General features: G+C 60.9%; 13 protein-coding genes. 4 read left to right on the forward strand and 9 right to left on the reverse strand.

The features are described from left to right. The first annotated feature begins 264 nt into the window (after window positions 1–264). Together AC0L3S_RS19780 and AC0L3S_RS19785 are read left to right on the forward strand one after the other, a co-directional pair. Window positions 265–2,097 (forward strand): DUF6538 domain-containing protein, encoded by a 1,833-nt coding sequence (locus AC0L3S_RS19780; protein ID WP_473280660.1) that lies wholly within the window; start codon window positions 265–267, stop codon window positions 2,095–2,097. 506 nt (window positions 2,098–2,603) lie between these two features. Next, window positions 2,604–3,074, forward strand: coding sequence for a CC0125/CC1285 family lipoprotein (locus AC0L3S_RS19785; RefSeq protein ID WP_473280662.1), 471 nt, complete (start codon window positions 2,604–2,606; stop codon window positions 3,072–3,074). Between the two features lie 296 nt (window positions 3,075–3,370). On the opposite strand, the gene AC0L3S_RS19790 is transcribed toward AC0L3S_RS19785, so the two are convergent. The 3 genes from AC0L3S_RS19790 to AC0L3S_RS19800 form a co-directional block, all read right to left on the reverse strand. Continuing rightward, window positions 3,371–5,320 carry a DEAD/DEAH box helicase family protein gene (locus tag AC0L3S_RS19790; protein ID WP_473280664.1) on the reverse strand — a complete coding sequence of 650 codons (1,950 nt, stop codon included), beginning with the start codon at window positions 5,318–5,320 and terminating at the stop codon, window positions 3,371–3,373. Between the two features lie 917 nt (window positions 5,321–6,237). Beyond that, window positions 6,238–7,155, reverse strand: a complete 918-nt coding sequence (locus AC0L3S_RS19795; protein WP_473280666.1) for a hypothetical protein — start codon at window positions 7,153–7,155, stop codon at window positions 6,238–6,240. 2,116 nt (window positions 7,156–9,271) lie between these two features. After that, window positions 9,272–9,943: a recombinase family protein gene (locus AC0L3S_RS19800; protein WP_473280670.1), complete on the reverse strand. Its 672-nt coding sequence runs from the start codon at window positions 9,941–9,943 to the stop codon at window positions 9,272–9,274. A gap of 219 nt (window positions 9,944–10,162) precedes the next feature. Here AC0L3S_RS19800 and AC0L3S_RS19805 point away from each other — a divergent pair, with 219 nt between their 5' ends. Continuing rightward, the gene (locus AC0L3S_RS19805; RefSeq protein WP_473280672.1) at window positions 10,163–11,419 is read left to right on the forward strand and encodes a hypothetical protein; all 1,257 of its coding nucleotides are present in this window, start codon (window positions 10,163–10,165) and stop codon (window positions 11,417–11,419) included. Window positions 11,420–11,566: 147 nt separating this feature from the next. Then, window positions 11,567–12,088 carry a hypothetical protein gene (locus AC0L3S_RS19810; RefSeq protein ID WP_473280675.1) on the forward strand — a complete coding sequence of 174 codons (522 nt, stop codon included), beginning with the start codon at window positions 11,567–11,569 and terminating at the stop codon, window positions 12,086–12,088. A 1,013-nt stretch (window positions 12,089–13,101) separates the two neighbouring features. Here AC0L3S_RS19810 and AC0L3S_RS19815 read toward each other — a convergent pair. From AC0L3S_RS19815 to AC0L3S_RS19840, 6 genes are read right to left on the reverse strand one after another with little or no spacing between them, the layout of a single operon-like run. Next, a complete protein-coding gene (locus AC0L3S_RS19815; protein ID WP_473280677.1) occupies window positions 13,102–13,875 on the reverse strand; it encodes a hypothetical protein in 774 nt (257 codons plus the stop codon). Then, window positions 13,872–15,005, reverse strand: coding sequence for a DUF2235 domain-containing protein (locus AC0L3S_RS19820; RefSeq protein WP_473280679.1), 1,134 nt, complete (start codon window positions 15,003–15,005; stop codon window positions 13,872–13,874). Before AC0L3S_RS19820 ends, AC0L3S_RS19815 begins: the two co-directional genes overlap by 4 nt. Continuing rightward, complete coding sequence (locus AC0L3S_RS19825) at window positions 15,002–16,276, reverse strand: DUF1488 family protein (RefSeq protein ID WP_473280681.1); 1,275 nt, start codon at window positions 16,274–16,276, stop codon at window positions 15,002–15,004. The genes AC0L3S_RS19820 and AC0L3S_RS19825 overlap by 4 nt, the downstream gene beginning before the upstream one ends. Next, window positions 16,210–16,977, reverse strand: coding sequence for an E2 domain-containing protein (locus AC0L3S_RS19830; protein WP_473280684.1), 768 nt, complete (start codon window positions 16,975–16,977; stop codon window positions 16,210–16,212). Before AC0L3S_RS19830 ends, AC0L3S_RS19825 begins: the two co-directional genes overlap by 67 nt. Before the next feature lie 9 nt (window positions 16,978–16,986). Then, window positions 16,987–18,468, reverse strand: coding sequence for an adenylate/guanylate cyclase domain-containing protein (locus AC0L3S_RS19835; RefSeq protein ID WP_473280686.1), 1,482 nt, complete (start codon window positions 18,466–18,468; stop codon window positions 16,987–16,989). Between the two features lie 10 nt (window positions 18,469–18,478). Continuing rightward, window positions 18,479–19,153 (reverse strand): adenylate/guanylate cyclase domain-containing protein, encoded by a 675-nt coding sequence (locus tag AC0L3S_RS19840; RefSeq protein ID WP_473280830.1) that lies wholly within the window; start codon window positions 19,151–19,153, stop codon window positions 18,479–18,481. Window positions 19,154–19,273: the final 120 nt, after the last annotated feature.

The raw sequence follows: 19,273 nt of genomic DNA on the forward strand, positions 1-19,273 counted from the left end.
GCGTTCAAGCGTGCGACGCAATGGCGCCTTCAAAGCCGCGGGGTAAAAGAGGCTGGTCTAGTCGAAAATCAAGGGCGAACGGTTTCCCGATGTGTGCGGCACCCCTCCAACCAGCAACCAGACCGTTGTCCCTCTCAAGGCTGAAACAGGGGTTCGATTCCCCTAGGGAGCGCCAGCGGCTCTAGAAGCGCTGAGATATCAAAAACATCACGCAAATCATGGCTTTGTCTGCTGTCAGGTGGTAGCAGGAAGTAGTAGCTTTTGATGCGCGCGATGCCGGGACTGATCAAGGATAGACACGGGACTTACTACGTCCAACGGAAGGTGCCCAAACGCCTCCAAGAAGCCGTTGCGCGTGTCCTCAGCTCCGCCAAGCCCAAGCAGGTCTTCCTCAAGAAGTCGCTCGGCACCAAGGTGCTGAAAGAGGCGAACGTTGTCGCCACGCACGTCTTGGCAGACTTCAATAGGACGCTCTTCAGCGCCGAGGCCCTGCTCAAAGAACGGCCCGTAATCCCGTCGCTCACCGATGCGCTGATTAAGCGGATGGCTGACTTCTATTACGCCTCGCTCTTGTCCGTTGATGATGAGGAGCGGCAGGAGGGCACAGGTTCTGAGCCAATCTTCCAGAGTGTAGCGGCCCAGCTCACTGCAGCGGGGATAGCCTTCAACACTCCGTTCGAAGTGGGCGAACTGCCCGAGGCGGGTCTGTCGGACCGCGAGGTGTTCAAGCGGGAGCACGCGTTAGCTGGGGACTTGGCAGACGCGAAGCTAGCGCTGGCCAAGGGAGATATAACCCACGTGCGCTTCAGCATCGAGGAGACGCTCGAAGAGTTTCAAGTGAACCTAGACCCTAAGAGCCACTCGTACAGGCGGCTGGGGATGGCAGTGCTCGCAGCCCGCGTGAAGGCGCTGCAGGATATCGGACGGCGCAACACAGGGGAGCCCGTGGATACACCGGCCCTCGCGGTTGGACCTGTGGCAGCCCCCGGTTCAGGCGGCACGCTCAAAAGCGCGGTGGAGGGCTGGGAAAAGGAGCGGGTACGGCCCCCAGGCACAGTCCACGAATACAAGCGCGCAATCGAAATGTTTGTTCAGCTCCACGGGGACTTGCCTGTGGCTGAAATCAAGAAGAGCCACGCACGGTCCTTCCGTGAGGCGCTTCAGTTGGTGCCCAACGTTCGGCGTGGAGCGTTGCGCACCGCCAGTCTGCCCGAGCTGAGCGAATGGGGCCGGACGCACCCAGAGGCGCCCAAGGTCTCTTCGGGTACCGTGAACAAGCAGTTAGGGGCGGTGCAAGCCATTGCAGGATGGGCCCACCACAATGGTGTGATCCCTGATGATGTCCCTTGGTCCGACCCGTTTCAGAAGATGCGCGTGGAGGAAGAGCAATCCGGCCGCGGCCCGTTCGCGATCAAGGAGCTTCAAGCGATATTCGATGCGCCGCTGTTCACACGTCAGGAGAGCCCGGCCGGGGCCAAGGGGGCCGCTGGTGTCTGGCTTCCCCTGCTGGCCTTGTTCAACGGGGCGAGGCAGGGCGAGCTTGCTGGCCTAAAGGCGTCGAACATCAGGCAAGAAGCGAATACGCCGCTCCTGTTCATTGTCGCCGACCGGAAGACAGGCAAACGGGTGAAGACGAAGGTCTCGGAGCGCGTGATCCCGGTGCATCCTCAACTCGTGCGCCTGGGCTTCCTAGACTACGTTGAAGAGCGCAGACGCCATGGCGAGAACGCTTGGCTATTTCCTACCGTCGCACCGGATCAAGGCAGAGCCTTAGCCGCGTGGTCCAAGTGGTGGGGCCGCTACCTACGCACAACGGTTGGCAACACCGACACTGACCGCGTGTTTCATTCATTCCGGCACGGCGTGAAGGATGCCTTGCGTAGGGGCCGGGTGGATGTGGAAGCCCGCGAGGCACTGTTGGGGCACTCTGGCTCTACGTCAGCAGTCAGTAGAGGCTACGGGGCCAACGAGATGCTGGAGCGCTGGGGTGTGCAGGTGCTGCGCGATGCCGTCTCTAGCATCGAATACGTTGGCCTCGACCTGTCCAAGGTGAAGACGGGCCATGAAGCCAAAGCGCGGGCAAGCCGCAAGCGCTGATAAGGTTCTAGTTGAGTGCGTACCGCCGGTAGGGTCGCTGCCGGGATACACAGAAAGCATCACGCATCATGATCACTAGCATCACCACAAAGTACGCCGCCGCTGCGTTCGTCCGCACAGCTCTCACCACCGGATGGGCCTTGGGTAACGCGGGGGTCCGCTGGGACGCACGGCTGGCCTCCTTGCCACTATGGGCGCCCGCGGCCCTGTGGAGGCTCTGTGCATGCGTTAGTGCAGCTGGTGAGGCACTGGAGACCTTCGCGGGCCGCATCGCGCCTAGGATCGGCGTCGACATACTCAATGACGTGTTGGAGCCGATGATTGCCCGCGCGTCTCGCGCGTGAGAACGCGAGTTGGGAAAATGGCCGCACCCGAGGAACCTTTGGTGCGGCCGTTGATGGCGCCGGAGGAGGGCTGAAGTTTTGCTACTCCGTTGGTTCGGCGAAGGTCTGATTGATCTCTTCCCCAAGTTGCGCTTGGATAGTCGCTGCTGGGGGGAGAGTTTGATGCGTTTGGCTGCGATTTTGGGGATGTGCCTCGCGGTAGGTGGCTGCGGGACCAAATATCAAGACATGGGGTTTACCGGAGGCGTGGCAGCGCAGCAGATGACTGCCGACACATGGCGGATTCAAGCGCGGGGCAATGCCTACACCAACTCTTCGACCGTCCAAGACTACGTTCTCTTGAAGGCTGCAGAGACAACCCAAGCAGCTGGAGGGACGCACTTCCAGATCATCAGCGCAGCCGATGCGAGCCGTGCCTCCACGATTGTCACCCCGGGAACCAGTTCAACAACTTTCGTAGGCAATCAAGCCTTCACCACCAACTCACCCGGTAGCGTCGATACTGTGATTAGACCGGGCCAGGATGTTTATGTGAGGGTCTTGAAGCTGCCGCCTGGCCCCACGCCGCAGGGCGTCTATTCGGCCGCCGAAATAGCGCAGTTTGTCGGCTCCCGTGTGGAGCGGCCAAAATGATCTCGAAGGCCGTGTTGTTGCTCCTCGCCGTGCAAGCCTTGATGCCGCCAATGGCGCTCGCGGCCTGCGGTGACAACGGCGGCCCGGGATACCGAAACCAATCTGGCAAGTGCGTTGGCTGGGAAGCTCTGGCTCGCCAGTGTGGAAGTCCTCCATCGACGAAATGCACACCTGAAAACGTGGCCGAGGGCTCGCCAGAAGCGGCAGCGAAAGGAACGGCTATCCGCTCGTTGATGGATCGTTCACACGAGGCGCGGCAGCAACCAAGTCGCTAAGCGAAAGGACATTCTCGGCCCTTATGCTGCCTTCACCAGAAAGCTCTTCGCCCCCTTGCCCTTGCCCTCCGACCCATAAGTGACCCCCAGTGCCTTCAGCGCCAGCGAGGTGGCATGGTTCTCATCACGGAGCGTCTTTTGGAGGTCCTTACGCTGGTGAGGCTTCAGGCCAAACTCGCGGCCGATGAGGTTCATGTAGGTGCGCCCTGGGCTCCGATTGGCCATGAAGGTGACCAAGCGGTCATGGGGCAACCCGCTGCGTTTGACGCGGATCTTAGGGCCGTCGAGATCCAATGCCCAATCCTGCACCGAGATGTTCGGCAGCTCTTGACGGATGTATCGAAGGATTTCCGTACCGCGCTCGCCAGTGGGCAGCACGATGAACACGTCAGTGGGCGCGCACCGCCCTTGTCCGTCAATTACCTTCCGAAGGCGTACACGGCCCATGGCCTGGATGATGGACGTGGCGAGGTGCCGGCGTTGCAACAGCTCTCTGACGTTCGTGTGCTCTTTCCAAGACGGGTTGTCGTGCCAATCGTCATCGCGGACCCCCTGGAACGCAAAGAACACGTTGGTGCCCCAAATGCGGTCCCGGAAAGGAAGGCCGAAGATTACAGCCGTGTCGAAGTCCTTGTAAGCATTGCTGCCGTCGATTGCGCCCCAATGAGCTGATGCGACTTTTCTCACCCCGAGGTCTCCCTGCGCCGGGACAAGATGCTCAACCCGCTTGTGGACGCAGAACAGCACGCTCCGGTCAGGCGATAGCCGCTCAGCGAGATTTTCCTGCAACTGAGGAAACCGTGTGGCCGCCAACTCCTCCATCTTGGTCTTACCGATGCTCGCAGTGCGGGCCACGTGAAGAGTGACGTTGCTGTAGTCACGAACACCGGGCGGCGTTGGGATGATGTCGGCCCGATCTTCCATTAGCTGGTACATGAGGTCGACACCCGCAGTGGCATCGAGCACCACAGGCCCGGGTAGCTCCAGAGGCACCGCGAGCGCCGCTGAGTTCATCGAGTGTTGGTTACCTGAGAGGGCCATGAAGGCGTGCTGGTCCAGGAGCGCTTCGGCGTCCCTGAGCACCTTGTCATAGCGCTGTGCAAGGCGTTGTCGCTCCTTCTCGTCTTCTCGTCCAATCTGTTTGTCGTAGGGCAGCTTGAGCATGGCTGCTCTCAGGGCACCGAGATCGGCTGACACAGGGGCCTCGCCCGCCAACCACGCCAGCGAGGTGCCGATTTGAAAACCGTCATTGATACCCGCATGCGTCAGCATGTTCTCTCTGAGCACCTCTAAGGCCTCCACCTCGGTAGTATGGGCCAGTCGCATCTCGTGAGGTATGTGGCCGATCAGGAAGGAGAGATCATCGAGCTTGACTTGGCTATGCTCTACGACATTGGCCAAGGCCTCATCAACGATGGTGAGAAGCCGTTTTCCACCACGCCAATGGGTAAGCCTTGCCCATCGCTCTGCTTTAACGCCGGAGAGGGTCTTCTTCGCCTTGGTGTAGGCCTCATGCGTGATGACCACGATATCACTACCATGAAGCTGCTCTGGGGTGGCCCTATGGTCCGTGTGGTCCGCGATGGCCACCTCACGTCCAACATAAGCGTTGATGTCTGAGACAACCTCATCAACCTGAGCTTTGAGGCGAGTTACAATCATAAGCCCCACCGGCATGACACCGGCAGCCACAGAGGCATTAAGCTCAGCTTGGAGCCCAGAGTAGACCACAGCGCCCATGGTTTTCCCTGAGCCAGTAGGTGGTTGGAGAACACGCCACCTAGAGGGCTGATCTTGAGCGGTAGCGATGATGGATTGCTGATAGGTGTTGGCCATAGTGCGCCAGAGTTTCCTCAGGGGCTCGCTGGCGGGCATGTCGAATACTTCGGTCCAATGAAGGGTGAACCGATCGACAAAGTATTGCGGCGACACGAGGGCATACTGCCCGTGCAGGCCGATATGGTTTGTCATCTAGGAATTTTCGGAAGTTTAATGGGGGTGAACCATCTAAAGAATAGTCTATTAGACGTTGGCCCCCCATTAGGGGACGGGTGGCACATGGGGTCACTGGGTGTGACCGTGCCGACTACTGTGTGCATCCGTGGTGTAGATGCCGCTGAAAGTGCTCCAGTTTGAGCACAAGTATTATAACAAACGTGGTGGGTGTTACCTCTCCCGAGGGCCGTCACTTGGTGGCCCCTAGGATTCACAGGGGAGCCTCAGGATTCGCTTCAGTCTCGGTGGGCCTCTTCTGTGTCACCAGCGCCTAGAACGCCTCAGGGATTCCCGTAGCGACCCTGAGAGCCATTGGTGTCCCAAGGGCCCCTGTGCCCTACTTAGGGTGTCACCGGTTTTTGCGGGGGACGGCGCTTCCGTAGCCGCTGAACCCAAGGGCCCTCGCCCCTCGCGACGCTCTGAAGTTGGTTCGCAACTGCTATCCCTTTGTCCGTGAGGACCACCCGGTGCTCCCTGCGGTCCCCGTGGATCTTCTGGACCACGGCGATGAGGCCTAAGCCAGCCCCGCCTTGTCTGTTGCGGGCCCCAAGCTCTCCAAGGTGCCTGGACATCACAGCGCCACTTACGCCACGGCGAGCCGCCAGCTCTGACACAGTGAGCCCTTCCTTTTGAGCAATACGGAGGAACGTGGCCGCGTATGATATCGGCATCCGCTTGCGCAACCGGTAGAACACGTCCGCGATATCGAGCATCATCGATGCGGTCCACCGCTGTTGTTGTGGTGATAGGCGTGGGCCCTCGGCTTCGGACATCTAGCCCCCCTCGGCTTCCTAAGGTCCGCAATGAACCACAGGATGGCCGAGGGGAGGCCGATAGCTGCCAGCGGGTAGCTAATTTCCCCAGGCTGATCGCTGGGCGGGCCTCAGGTGACGTCAGGCCTTCACGGTGAACACGAAAGAGATGGCCTCTGGCCGGGTCTCGGTGCTGCCTGTGTTAGCAGGGGTGCTGACAGTCACGGTGTGATTGTGCGTAGCCGAGCGCCCAGCCGTAGTGCCGCTAAAGGCGTGCTCGTGGTCCGTGTTCGCCGCAACGATGGAGATGGTATCACCGGGCCCGAATGCACCGCCGCCACCAACGCCGCTGCCGGAGCCCCCACGCCATGTGGTGTAGGCGCTAACAGTGCCCAAACCGGAGCTGCTGATGTTGTGGCTGTGAGACGCGTTGCGGTTCATCGAGCCGGTCGTTCCTGAGAACGCGTGGGTGTGTTCCTGGGTCTCCGCGGCGGTCGTAGGGGTCACATCGGGATGCGTATGAGGCCCTACGGTGTTCGCCTGGGCGGTGAGCGCCGCGGTAGCCGCAGTGCGGGACCTTGGGAAGCGTCCTGTCGTGTACATATCCGGCACGGTGAATGTGGATCCGGTGTAGCCGAAGAAGTTCGCCAGATCGGGATAGTCCACAACGTTGTAGGTCGCGCCGTTCAGCTCAACGTAATCCTTGCCCTTGTCCGCGGTTGTCTTCGCGAGCGATGAGGGCTCCTTTGGGAACACGCAGAGCAGGCCGACAGGGATTGCTCCCTTGAGCCTGCCGCCCACCACCGACATAACGCCGGCCGCGGTGCGCTGGAGGCCTAAGGTAGGCTCTGAGGCGAACGAATAGGCCGGCTTGGTGCTGGTGCCATCAGTGGGGATCAGCTGGTTGTCGGTGTTCGTAAGGGGCCCTGTGTGGGCGAGGGTATTCTTCGCGGCCGCCTTGATCAGACGGAGGTGGTCGTCGGCACCGGCTAGAGGGTCGGACGCGGCTGGGTTGGAGGTAACAAGATCAGAGATGAAAGTGGCAGTCTCTAAAGGCATGAGTTCAGTATGTCAGTCCAAGTAGCTTCGTTGTCGGATGATGGTTGCGGAGGGACGCCAGGGTCTCCACCGCGGACGGATGATCGGCGCCTCTCTCGATTGCATATCGATAGGCGGCGGCGGAGGGCTGGGACTTGCCTGGAGCGGGGCAATGCTGCCGGGCGAACTCGGCAAGTTCAGCAGGTGACCACCCGGCCTTGGTGAAGCCACCGAGGGCTTCACGTTGCTGGATGGTGCGGAGATATGAGCGGACTTTCTTGAAGTCGGGCACCGCTGTAGTCCCGGTAGATGTGGGCATCGATGGTTCTGTCTTCACGTCTGAAGTTGAGGGGGAGTGTGAGAGCGAGGAGCCGCCTTTGGTGCCCATCGGGGGGGCGGTAGCCGTGCTTTCCTGTGTAGGTGGTGGTGCTTGACCGCTAACCCATTGATGGCTGGTGTAATCCGACAATGATTTCAACGCCGCTCCCTGTAGAATAGGGACATGTCGGAAGCTCCCCACGCGGTAGTTGTTAGGGCAAATGAAGACACGCTCGAAGATCTGCGCAACTACGCTTATGCGGCAGCACACGGGGCTGGCGGCTCAACAGAGCATTGGGAGGAGTGCAGCGGAGCTCGCACGGCCTTCCGCTTCATGAGCTGGAACGCGGCGTTCGCCTTCATCTTACACTGCTATCGAGAGAACATTACTCCGCACGTCGAGCATCGAGGCTGACGGTCGTGGGCGCTGTATACCTAGGCGCCTTCCTGTGTAGGTGGTGGTGACTTGCCGCTAAGTCCTTGATGGCCTCGGAGATACCCAACGAAATCAATGGGCCCTATGTGCAAGCGGAGGCCGATGGGGCCCGCGAGGAATCCTAGCGTTGAACAGGGGACCCATAGGGCTCGAAGCGTACACAGCAGCTCACCGCACGGGACCCTGGAGCACGTTTTGAACCAAGGCGCCGACTTCAGGCCAGAATTTGATCAGAAGGAAAAATAGAGCCAGTAGGGCGGGGCCCCACAATGCCTCAAACGACCTCGTGGGGGACGCTGCCTTCACTGCCGTCTCACGTGGGCCCGCGGCCGTAGAAGGCGGCAAGGCAATGGCCGCCAAGGCGACACTAGGGACGCTTTTCCCGGGTGACCAGGGGGAAAGCCGGAGGGCATTGGGCTGCGAGCCCTGAAGCCCCCCCAGATCGGACTGAAGGCGACGGATCTCGCCACGCGCGTCCTCAATCTCCCCACGGAGCGCGTTCATCTCCATGGCTGCCTTATCCCTCCGCTTCGAAAGCTCATGGACGGCGCAGACCAGAAGGAAGCAGGACCAGTAAACGAGATTCTGGAAAATCTCAGTCTTCGAATAGCCAAGCACCTCCAGCAGAATCCAGCCAAGTATAAGGCAGAATGCAATGCCAATGCCCACGTGCGCCCCCACAAGCCGGTCCGTGGCAACCTTACCTCCGGGACCATTGAGGCTCAACGCCAGGCCGCGGAAGCGGTGGAGAGAAGATCCAGCAGCCACCAAGCTCCGCCGCCGCACCGCTTAACGACTGGCACAACACTCGGTGCCCTACCCCATCGGGAAAAATAGGAACTCCCTGGGCTTTGCCGGTTTTTCCCGCCGCGTTTGTTGCGTCGAGGAGCATCCAATATGCACGTGTCTGAGGGAAAAGAGCGCATGTTTCACAGCCCTGCGCAAACGGATCCCGCTAACAGTAATATTGGCCGCTACTTCTTCGGAGTCGCCATCCTAGGCCTCGCCGGGGGAGCCACGCTGGCTTGGGTTGGCGCCATTGGATGGGCCGGTTGGCGCCTGATCAATTGGTTGCTTTCCTCGTAATTTGCGCACCGCTTCGAACACCCGACAGTCGCAAGCTCCGCCGCCGCCGCCCCTTAAGCCGAAGAAGCTTGAAGTCGGGGTGGGGCTTGGTGCCAGATTAGGATCCCTTAACCGGAAAGGGGACCCAAAGTTTTCGCGTGGTGTCTCGTAGGCGCCGGGCAGGTCTCAACCCGCGCGGTAGATCAGCCATAGGCCGCCGATGATGCAGATCGGTGGTGCCCATCTCGCTTGGAATGCCACACTCACCGAGCCGAAAAACACCAACAGTGTTCCAAGCAATGACATCGCGTCCGCTCCCTATGCCCGCTCAAGGACGTTCGCTACCGACTGGGCGTACCACTGCCCACCGCGAGCCGTAGGGATACCCCGCGCATTCAACGCGTCAGCCAGCTGCCTGAGTGTGCTCGCACCGGCTTTCTGCGCCTCACGGATGGTCGGCAGCACATTGGCCGCGTAGCGCTCTGCCTCGGCCTTCACCGCTTCCACGGCCCCCTTGCGGGCCACGTGGAGCTTTGGGTTACCCAGGCTGACCCCGCGAGCCTTAGCGGCCGAGAGGGCCTGCCGAGTGCGGGTGGAGATGAGCGCGCGCTCCTTCTCGGCCAGGGCGGCGAAGAGGTGCAGCACGAACGGGTCTACGTCGGGGCCAAGCTCAGCTACTACGAAAGGCACCTTGTGCGCCATCAGGCCTGAAATGAAGTGGACGTCACGGCTGAGCCGGTCGAGCTTGGCCACGCCCACATGGCACTTGAGCTTCCGTGCAGCGGCCAAGGCGGCCTTGAGCTGCGGTCTGCGGTCGAGGGCGTCCGAGCCCTTGCCCGTTTCTACCTCAACGAACTCGCGGGCGACTTCGTATCCCTCGGAGGACGCGAAGTGAGCCAGCGTCTGCCGCTGGGCCTCAATGCCCAAGCCTGAGCGGCCTTGGCCCGAGGTGCTAACGCGGATGTAGGTGATCAGGGGAGCCGTGGGCACGTCGAAGGTCCTCCAGAGCGGGTCTGTAAAGAACCTATACGACCATTTACGATTTATACAACGCACAATTCAGAATCGGAGGGATTCCCGTTGCGCATATCTGAAGTTAGGCATCCGGGATGGGGATCGGTTTACCCGATAAGCTTTTGCGCTTGTCCGCCTATCGCTTGGTGATGGCCCCTCGGGTAGCATCAGCACGCATGAGTCGAGGATAAGAGAATGCAGGCGCTGATTGCTCCCACTGAAAGCGGCTACGACCTCAACGAAATAAAGCGGGCAGCGCTCACTTATGAGAAGGTATTCATCTTGGACCAAGGTGATCGAGATTTATTTCCCGGCACCGCCATGGGAATGGCAATGGGCATGCCTCCTATCATGTCCATGCCCGGCCAAGGCCGAGTTAGGCCGATGGGAAAAACGTCTACCTACGATTCGGATTTCGACGCCCTGATGAGCGATTGTAAGCCACTTGTTGACGCAGGTGTTCTTGAGGTCACCAGCTCCTGGGATCGGGCTGAAACAGATAACGGCACTTTAACGATTGGTATGGTGCCCATGGGCGGATACCAGCTCAATGTCCAATCGGTCTTGAATTACTACCGCGCGTTGGCGCGCAACAATGAACTGTTGACCGACGCGATAGACCGGCTGGCGGTCGACCTTGCTTCCGGCGACGATGCTCAATCCTTCGCCGAGCAGGGTCAGGCGGACGGGAGCATAAATAATGATCCGGCGCTTCCGCTCTTCGAAGGAGTCTTGCAGCGTGAGGGAACGCGCGCGACGCTCACTACTATCGCACGAGCAAGAATTGCCACCGCTCTGAAGCTTTGGGGTGTCGCTGAACAGCGAGGGCTTGTCCCGGTCCTGCCAGAACCGAGTTCTTCGATTCTCGACCGACTGGGGCAATCCGCGCGGGCTGCAGTCGACAGCACGGACGATGATCCATACTGGGCGCGCCGTACCGCCATTCTCGATATGGTTGTCGCAGAAATCATGCCGGATGACCGGTTAGCGGTAGTTCCAACCGCTGAATTGCTCAGGTTTCGTACGAAAGCGATGTTTAGTGCCGCCGACGAGCGGACGCGGTTATTTGCCGATGTTCGAGACATGGCGAGCGAAGCGACCAACCTCGATCTACAAGGGTTTCGAGAGCGCGTTCGCGAGAGGATGCTTGCGTATGACAAGAAGCTGGCCGAATTGCGTACTGAGCGTTCGGCCCTCAGTTGGCGCATGGTTCTCGATGTTGGGAAAATCGCAGCTACGACCGGAGCTGGAGTCGCGGCCGGAGGGATCTTCCACGTTGCGTTCCCATTGAGTCTAAGCGCCGCAGCCCTGACCGCCGCGGCTTGGGGGATCGGGAAAGTACAAGAAAACTTGCCTGCTATTCGTAAGGTTCTCGCCGATGAGAAGGCGCTAAAGGGTGCGAACGAATTCGCGGTGTTTCGAAGACTTCAACCGTTGGAAAAGCTGAGCTGAGGCGTGTTCGCGGTGACCTGACGGGCTATCATCGCAAGTATTGGCCAACTCACGGGCACTTTGGTAGCGTGGCTTAAAAAGGCTCGTCTCCAACCGAGTTGATAAAAGGATTTCGTCCTTTACATAAGCCGCATCATGCGAGGGGCAATGCGCGAACGTCCGAAACGCAGTCGGTTTCGATTAGTAGCGATATGGACTGCGGCGGCAACCGCTCTGGCTGCTATCGCCGGTGTCACCACAAATCTGAAGAATATCAAGGAAGCCGTAACAAGTGCGGCTAGCCTCTTTTTGGGCGATCAGTCGCCTGCCCGGCTAGCTATTCGAGATGCACGCGGGACGCAGAGCGAACAAAGGGCATGGTCCGCTGAGGAACGTCACAACGTTCTGGTCGGGATCGTGTTTGTAATTGATAAGTCGGGAGGGGCGGAACTGCGAGGATGTATCGGTCAGCTACTTTTCACCAAGGAGCCTCTCGCGATTGAAAGCGAAAAGAGCAAGTTCAATATCGAGCGAGGTGACGTTCAGCGCCAACAGAGAATAGAGATTGCGGTGCCGATCGATTATTTCGAAAGGCAGGCCAAGTTTCGCGTTACTTGCCCAAAAGTCATTACTCCTTGGATCGATACGCTCCTCGCGGAAATATTCGTCAATCCGTTCCCACCTCTCTAGCATGACACTTTCACTTCCGGGTTGCTTGGTGGTAGCACACGGTGGTAGCGTCCGCGCAGTAGCAAAGCCGATTTGTGTTTGGATTACAGCGCGTTGCCGGGTCGCCCTTCGTCTCCCCTAGGGAGCGCCAGCAAACTCAGGCACTTAGGTTGCGGTCAGCCGCGTTCGTTGAATAATGGTTGAATAAGACGCTGGTGAACAGCGGCGAACGCTTGGGGAATTTGCTGCCGACATTAGCAGACTAGCCTCGGCGCAAAGCCTCACTGTCGCTGGCGCATTTCGCGAAAAATTTCCTCGTCGCATGTGGTGCCCGGAAATATTCAAACCGCCGCTGACGTGCGCTGTCGTACGCGCGCGCCCTCGGATGCTCGCATTGACGTTGCTCCTCGCACAATCAACCCTTCTGCGAGCTTTGTGCGAACAGGAGGGCCACGTGAGATACAATCGACGAGAGAAAGCTGGCGGGCAACAGTCACAAGTCAGTTTATCCGCTCCGAATGCCGCAGAACCGAGCACGATGCCGTTCGCCCAGCGGCTCACCTGCACGATTGACGATGCATGCGAAGCGACCAGCTTGGGACGCACGAAGCTTTATGAGTTGATAGGAGCTGGGCGTATCGTCACGACAACGATCGGACGCCGGCGACTAGTAGTGGTGCGCTCACTTCTGGCGCTCCTTGACACCAACATGTCGAACTAATGGACGCGCGACTTAAGGGAGCCACGTCCCCAATCCGACACCTGATAGTTCGATATCTGCCGCCCCAGCCAGGCAGTCCGGCGTTCAACGGTGCTCCTGAATAGACCCGAGAATAGGCCGGAAATCTCGGCTTTTTCCCCAATCGAATTGGTCTCTGGGCACCCGGTCTCCTAACACCGGTGACGAAATCGCGGAAAGTCTCCGGCCGTTTCCCGAAAAACTCCCGTTTGGTGGAGACAAGTTCGATCGTCACTGCCGCCCGATGACTCAGTCGATTTCGACCACCGAAAGGTTCTGAGTATTTGCTTAGCCCCTAGCCGCTTCGCAGACCCGGCGTTTCGACGAAGAACGGGTATCGGATATCGTCGATGTCAGGTGCGTCCCCCAGTCTCGCCACCAGCGTCATGGTCAGCTCGGCTCCAACGTGTCGCCCAAAGACGGCGGCGGCGAACCCGAAGGTAAATTCGGACAGATCGTTCGCGACCGGCGCCATCTCGCCGAGCAGTTGGCGGTGCGCTTCGTTCACGTCGGCTTCGGACAAGGCATTGGCCATGCCGTGGACCAGGACGAAATCAGACACGAAAAAGTACGTGTTCAGCAGCGCGGTGTTGAAATAGATCGCCCAGTCCGCTTCTTCGCTTCCTTCCGCGGCCGCCGCCTTTTCGAATGCAGCATCGATCTCGTCAGTCTCCGGATGATGAAAAGCGTAGTTGTTGCGGATGATCGCCATTCGGTTCAGCTTGCCGAAACGCTGCTTAAGCCTTTCAAGCGCCGCTGCCGCCGGCGCATCCAGCAGCGGAACGAATTCGCGGCCCAGTGGTCTCTTCAGGAAGCGGTCCTCAACGAGCCGCCAAGCCTCCCTCATCGCGCCAATGGCGAGCCTCACATACACCTGCGTCTGTGCGCCTTCGAGCCGCTGCTTCACGGGATCGGTCTCGTCGCCGTTGGTGAGGACGATCACCAGCTTCCAGAGCGCGTTCACCTGGTTAGATGCATGACCGAGTGCGAGGAAGAGGCATCGTTCCTCCTTCGCCATCTTGCGAAGGAGATTCTTCGTGATGTCCATTCTGAGGATGTCGAGTGTCACGGTACTTTCACCTTCGGATCGTCGGCCCGGACAGCGCCGGCGAGCTTGGCGGAATCGACGCCTTTCTGCTTCGCCCACAAGGCGAGGTTTGGCGGACGATACGTCTCGTCGGCACGCCAGCGATCGAACACCGATCCATCCACCGTCTCGTTGATTCGCGAAGTCGTGGCCTGCGTGCCCTTGTTAGGTGCCTGTCCTACAGGACGATAGAACGGTCGCGAGACAAAGCGATAGAGGCCCCAAGCAAAGTCGCGATAAGAATCCGTGATGGGCGGCGCGATCTGAGAGATGTCGATTGAGACCTGGTCGCGGAAGACGAGCCCCAAGTCGCCTGCCTTGTCCATCAGCCACTTCAGGGGGCGCTGCGCCAGCGGATCGCTTGCGTAGCCGCCGCCGACGTTCGCATGCGCGCCAACGAACCAACGTTGCTCAACCTTGTCGATCTTTCGTTCCGGGGCTGCTTCGTGCCCGATCCTATCGGTCCTGGTCCACAGGGTCGGCTCGAAATTCCTGCGATGTTCGTCGAGCGCGAGCGCATGGAAGGCGTACTCGTTGTCGAGACGGAGGTGGGTGTCGAGGAAGTGGTACTTACGCACTTTGCCGGCCGCGGTAGCCAGCGGGAGCCCGAGCGACCCGACCGTGTCCCAAACGCCGACGAACCGGACCTTTGTGGGGCGCGAGAATTTCGTGAGCCATTGTTCCTCTATCGAGGCATCTGCCGGCAACGGTTTGCCCAACAGCGACCTGATGGTCGGCGCGTCGTATATGCGGTATCGCGCGTAAAGTTGCTCGATGGATAGCGGCGCGCCGAGCCGAAGGATTCCGCATTTGCAGATCAGCCCCGACAGGCTGCGCGCCGTGTAGGCGCCGCGGCTGAAGCCGAAGATGAAGATCTGGTCGCCATCGTCGAAATTTTGAATGAGCCACGTGTAGGCCTCGATAATCTCGTCGTCGATGCCCCATCCCGAGACGCCGCCGCGCGCGGACTCGCTGCGCCTGGTGCCGACGCCCTGCGAGTAGTAGACGCGCTGATCCGCGGTCTCGCTCGTCAAGGATTTCAGCCGCCAGACGTTCGTGTTGTTGTTCAGCGTATTCCAGGTGCCGTCCAGGAAGATCGCAAGTCGTCTCATGGTTGCCTCCGAACCGTCGCCGATCGCGGCCGCGCCATGACCTCATGACTCTCGCGCAGTTCCAGATCCTTGGGCGCAAGGAAGATGGTGCCGTCAAGCTCAGTCATGCCCCTTGCGGCCTTCTCCAGCGCCAGACTGCGCAGCAGTCCCTCATGCCGATGGAACGCATCGACCATCTGCTGGGATCCTGCAGTAAGCCCTTGCTGTAGAATGTCCTCGAGGAGGTCGCAGTGGACGCGGCAAATCGTGATTGCGCCGTCGATCACCGTGCCGAATTTTACTATCGGACCCTGCACCTCGAAGACTTCGTGCAAGAAGAGATCGGGCCGGCGAGCGCGCGTCGTTTCCGGCTGAAATAGAGGGAAGGTCCTCAGCACCGAGTGCGCATCGTCTTCCGAGGCGAACAGCGAGGGATTGTGGTAGAACCGGATGAAATACTGAAGCTCCTCCCGCTCGAAGGTTTCTTCGGACACGATGCCGAGGAAATGGACCCGCTCGCGGAAGTGCCGGGCTCCCCGCAGCGGATTGCGCGGGTCAAAGGCGCCGACGATCGGAAACTCTCTGCCGTCGTCGCCGATCCAGCGGTATCCGGCCCACTCTGGCACGGCGCCGGTGCCGTAAGCGATCTGACGGCAATCGATGCGGTCGGGGCTGCCATGGGCGCGGGCATCGACGATCAGCATCGATCTCGACGGCCCGCCGGGTACGGGAAACTTGGACGGCCGCGCGTTGTTCTGCGCTTTGCCGACGATCTTCTCGATCGCCTTCAACGTCTCGCCTTCGGGGCTCTGCTTCCTCAAGTCGCTTCGTCGCCGTCTTTCGGCTTCGTCAAGGGACGTCTCGTCGGCCGTCGGCGGTTTGGGGGAGGTCAGCATTCTGCCGAAGAACGGCCCGTTCTCCCAGGTCGAGGCCTTCGCTGCGTCGGTCTCGTCGAACGACAACAGTTCGACGTTCCAACCCTCGAAGGCGAAGTCAACGCTGGTTTCGCCGACGCCGGTGCCGTGTTCGTAGATGGGCGCGACGCCGCAATCGTGCAGCGCGCGACCGAAGCGGACCTCGAACAGCGTCGCCATGTTGTTGGTGGACAGGCCGCCGCGCTCGCCCGCGCGTTCGAGCAGAGCGGCCGACCACGACAGCGGCCGTAGTGCTTCGATGGCCTCGGCTGTAGCCATGGCCTCCGCCGAGGTGAGCACAAAGAAGGAGGTCACGTCGTAACCCCCTGCGCTGCGGTCACGGGACGGGCGCTGCCGTCGGTCTTTCTGAGCGGGCATTCCTGCATGGTGCCGCAGCAGGTCACATGGCCCCGAAGGCTACGCCAAAATCCGTCGACCAGGGCACGGCGCCGGTGTTCGAACACGATCGGGCAGCCGAGCCCGCTACGACGGCAATCCCGGCGAAGCATGACGCGTCCGTGCCGATCGGCGCGCCCGCAGACGCACGCGCTGCGCCCGTTCCGCAACGCTCCGGTCTTAGGGTCGATCTTGCGCAATCCGGACGCGATGAGCCCAGTATCGAAGGCGACGGCCTCGCGATAGATCGCGCGCAAGCCGAGTTGATCAGCCGCATTCTCCGCCGCGAGCTCCACTTCGCCTGCTTCTCCGTGGGAAAGTTGAGCTTCGTTTGGCCAGAAACCGGTCTCCTCGGCGGTCTCCTGGCAGAGCGCAAACGCATGCAGTTTGTCCCACCACGCCGGTGCGGTCTCGGCCGTGATGCCTTCGCCGGCACGCAGGCCAATGCAGAACGAGCCGTCCGGGTTGATATGCCGCTCGGGGCAGCACGACGGCAGTGTCTTGCCGATCTCGCGCTCGAACACGCTGACGTCGCTGCCGAGGTGCAGCAACTTGAGCTCGAAGAGCCTGGTGAAGGTCTTGCTGGCGCGCACCGCAACGACATCGAGGTGCGCCTCGCGACGGTCTACTGACCGGAATTCCGCCCATGTGGGACAGCATTGTGCGAGCGCGGCGAGCGACATGACCGGCGACTATCCCCGCGGCGACTTCGGAAGCGTTGCATGGGAGCGCGCCGCCGGCTCGCTACGGAGAATCTGCACCGCGGGTGCGTGTGCCGTCCAAAGCAGGTCCGAAGCGGAGTCGAATGACATCAGCCGGCCTGCCGAGAAGTGCTTGCGGACGGCTGGGTCGGCGACGGCGGCCGCGGCCGCGCCCAGGCGCACGCCGCCATGTTCGATGGCCTGCTGCGTCCGTTCGGCGTCGATCGTGGCGCGGCTGGCGGCGCAGCGGACGCCCTCGTCGCCGCGGTGGCCCAGTCGGGTCAACGGGGTCGGGCCGTATTCGATGCCGACCGCCAAATCGATTGCGGCGTCCGAACGCACCGTCTCCAGACAGAGATCGAACGAAGACCTCATGGCGGAGGCGCACAGCACCGCCTCGCGCACGCTTTTCGCCGCATCGTCGGCGCGCTCGCCTTCGGCCACACAGCCGTGGATGCAGTCGCCGATGAAGCGCACGCGCTTGCCGCCGAAATCCTCCTTCAAGACCGAGTTGAGCTCCTCGCGGATGACGTGAACGACCTTGACCGCCTCGCGAATCTTTTCGGAGCCGCCCAGGATCGACTGGTCAACAAAGTTGGTGAAGCCGTCGATGTCCGCGAAGATCGAAGCCATGCCCATGCGGATCGAGTTGGCTGGTGACAACTCGCTGAACTTGACGGTGGAAAGCGGCAGCGTCGGGCGATTGAAGCGGAACATCGGCTCCGAGAAATCCGTCGCAACGGCCGAGGCGGTTCGATCGAGACTGTCGAAGGCATATTTCCTCGCTGCGGTTTCGACGTAAGCCTCGTCGAGCGTCATGGTACCCGCGCGCTTTTGAATTGCCCCGGCGGCGCCGCGCTTCTGGGCCGTGTCGGTGAGGAAGACGCCCTGCTCGGAGCTCGAAGCGACCAGCTTGGCGGCGTGGTTCGCGGGCCGCCCCAGGAAAAGGGTGTCTTTTTCGTGCGCGCCGCGGCCGGTGGTCATGGCGAGGCATTTGCCGTGATCGATGCCGAAACGGATACGCGAGGGAAAACCGTGCGCGTCGCCGACCTTCCGAGCGGCTTCCGTAAGTTTCCGGGCAAGCGCTACGGCGCGCTCGATCTGCGCCGCGGGGTTGCCGAGCGGGGATGCGATGACCGCGTGAAGACGGGCGCCGTGATAGTCGATGCGGTCGCCGTCGTCGCCGTCGACGATGGAGTCCCAGACCCGGTAGTGCATGTTCAGAAAGCGCAGCAGGCGGCGGTGTGCCGCCTCAGTCTCCTGACCATGCTCCGTGACGAGATCTTCGAAGTCGAGAAGCTGGCCGTACAGGTGCGCGCCTTCGACGACGAACGCCTCGCGGTTCGGCATGCGGCTCAACAGTCCGCGCTTAGCCAGGACGGCGCTGTCGAGCGCAACTTGGCGATCGACTTCGGGCACCGTCTTCAGGTGCTCGCGGATTCTCGATTTAGCGCGATCTTGATTCCAGGGCATGACCTTCTCCTCAGATGGAATAGACGTCGAGTTCGACGTCGTGCTTCACTGCCACCCTCGTCGGGCCCCGGAAGGTGTTGGGGTTGGTGCCCGACCGGACCATCAGGTCGCGCAAGGTCGGGCTGATCCTGATGTCGCCGAGTTCAGGCGACTTCGCCTGTTCGTACCGGGCCGCTGTGTTGACCGCGGCGCCAAGCAGCGTGACGGCGATCCTGTTCTCCGCGCCGAAGTCGCCGAACGAGACGTCGCCCGCATGCAGCCCGATCCGCAGGCCAAGTGGGAGGCGATGCTGCTCGAAGTAGGCTTTGCATTCCGACGCGATCTTCAGAACGCAGGCGAGTGCGGACGTCGGCTCGCACCGCTCACGGTCGTCGGAGTCGACGAACCAGTAGGCCATCGCGCCGTCGCCCATGAGCTTGTCGATCTGGCCGCCGGATCCGCGTATCGCGTTGATCTGGATCGCCGCGAGCTTGCGGAGGTGTTCGGCGACCTCGATCGTGGCCTTCGAGGCCGACCAGATGCTGAAGCCGGCGATGTCGCTGAACAGGACGATCGCGCGGCGGTTCTGAATCGAAGGTCTTTCGCCGCTGGTCGCCATCTTGACGAGGCCGAGGGCGTCTCCGTCCGAAAACCGGCGGAGAAGCAGTTCATGCTGCGCGGCCAGGCTGCGCAACTCGGAGCGCATATTGGTTGCCTGCTCGAGTTTGTGGTTGATCACGCCCGCAAGCGTGGGCGTCCAGATGACCTTCTCTCGGTCGTCGAGTCGCTCCTGAAACGAGGCGTCGATGCACAGCAGCTTGACGGG

Source organism: Bradyrhizobium sp. Ken01 (assembly GCF_055807355.1).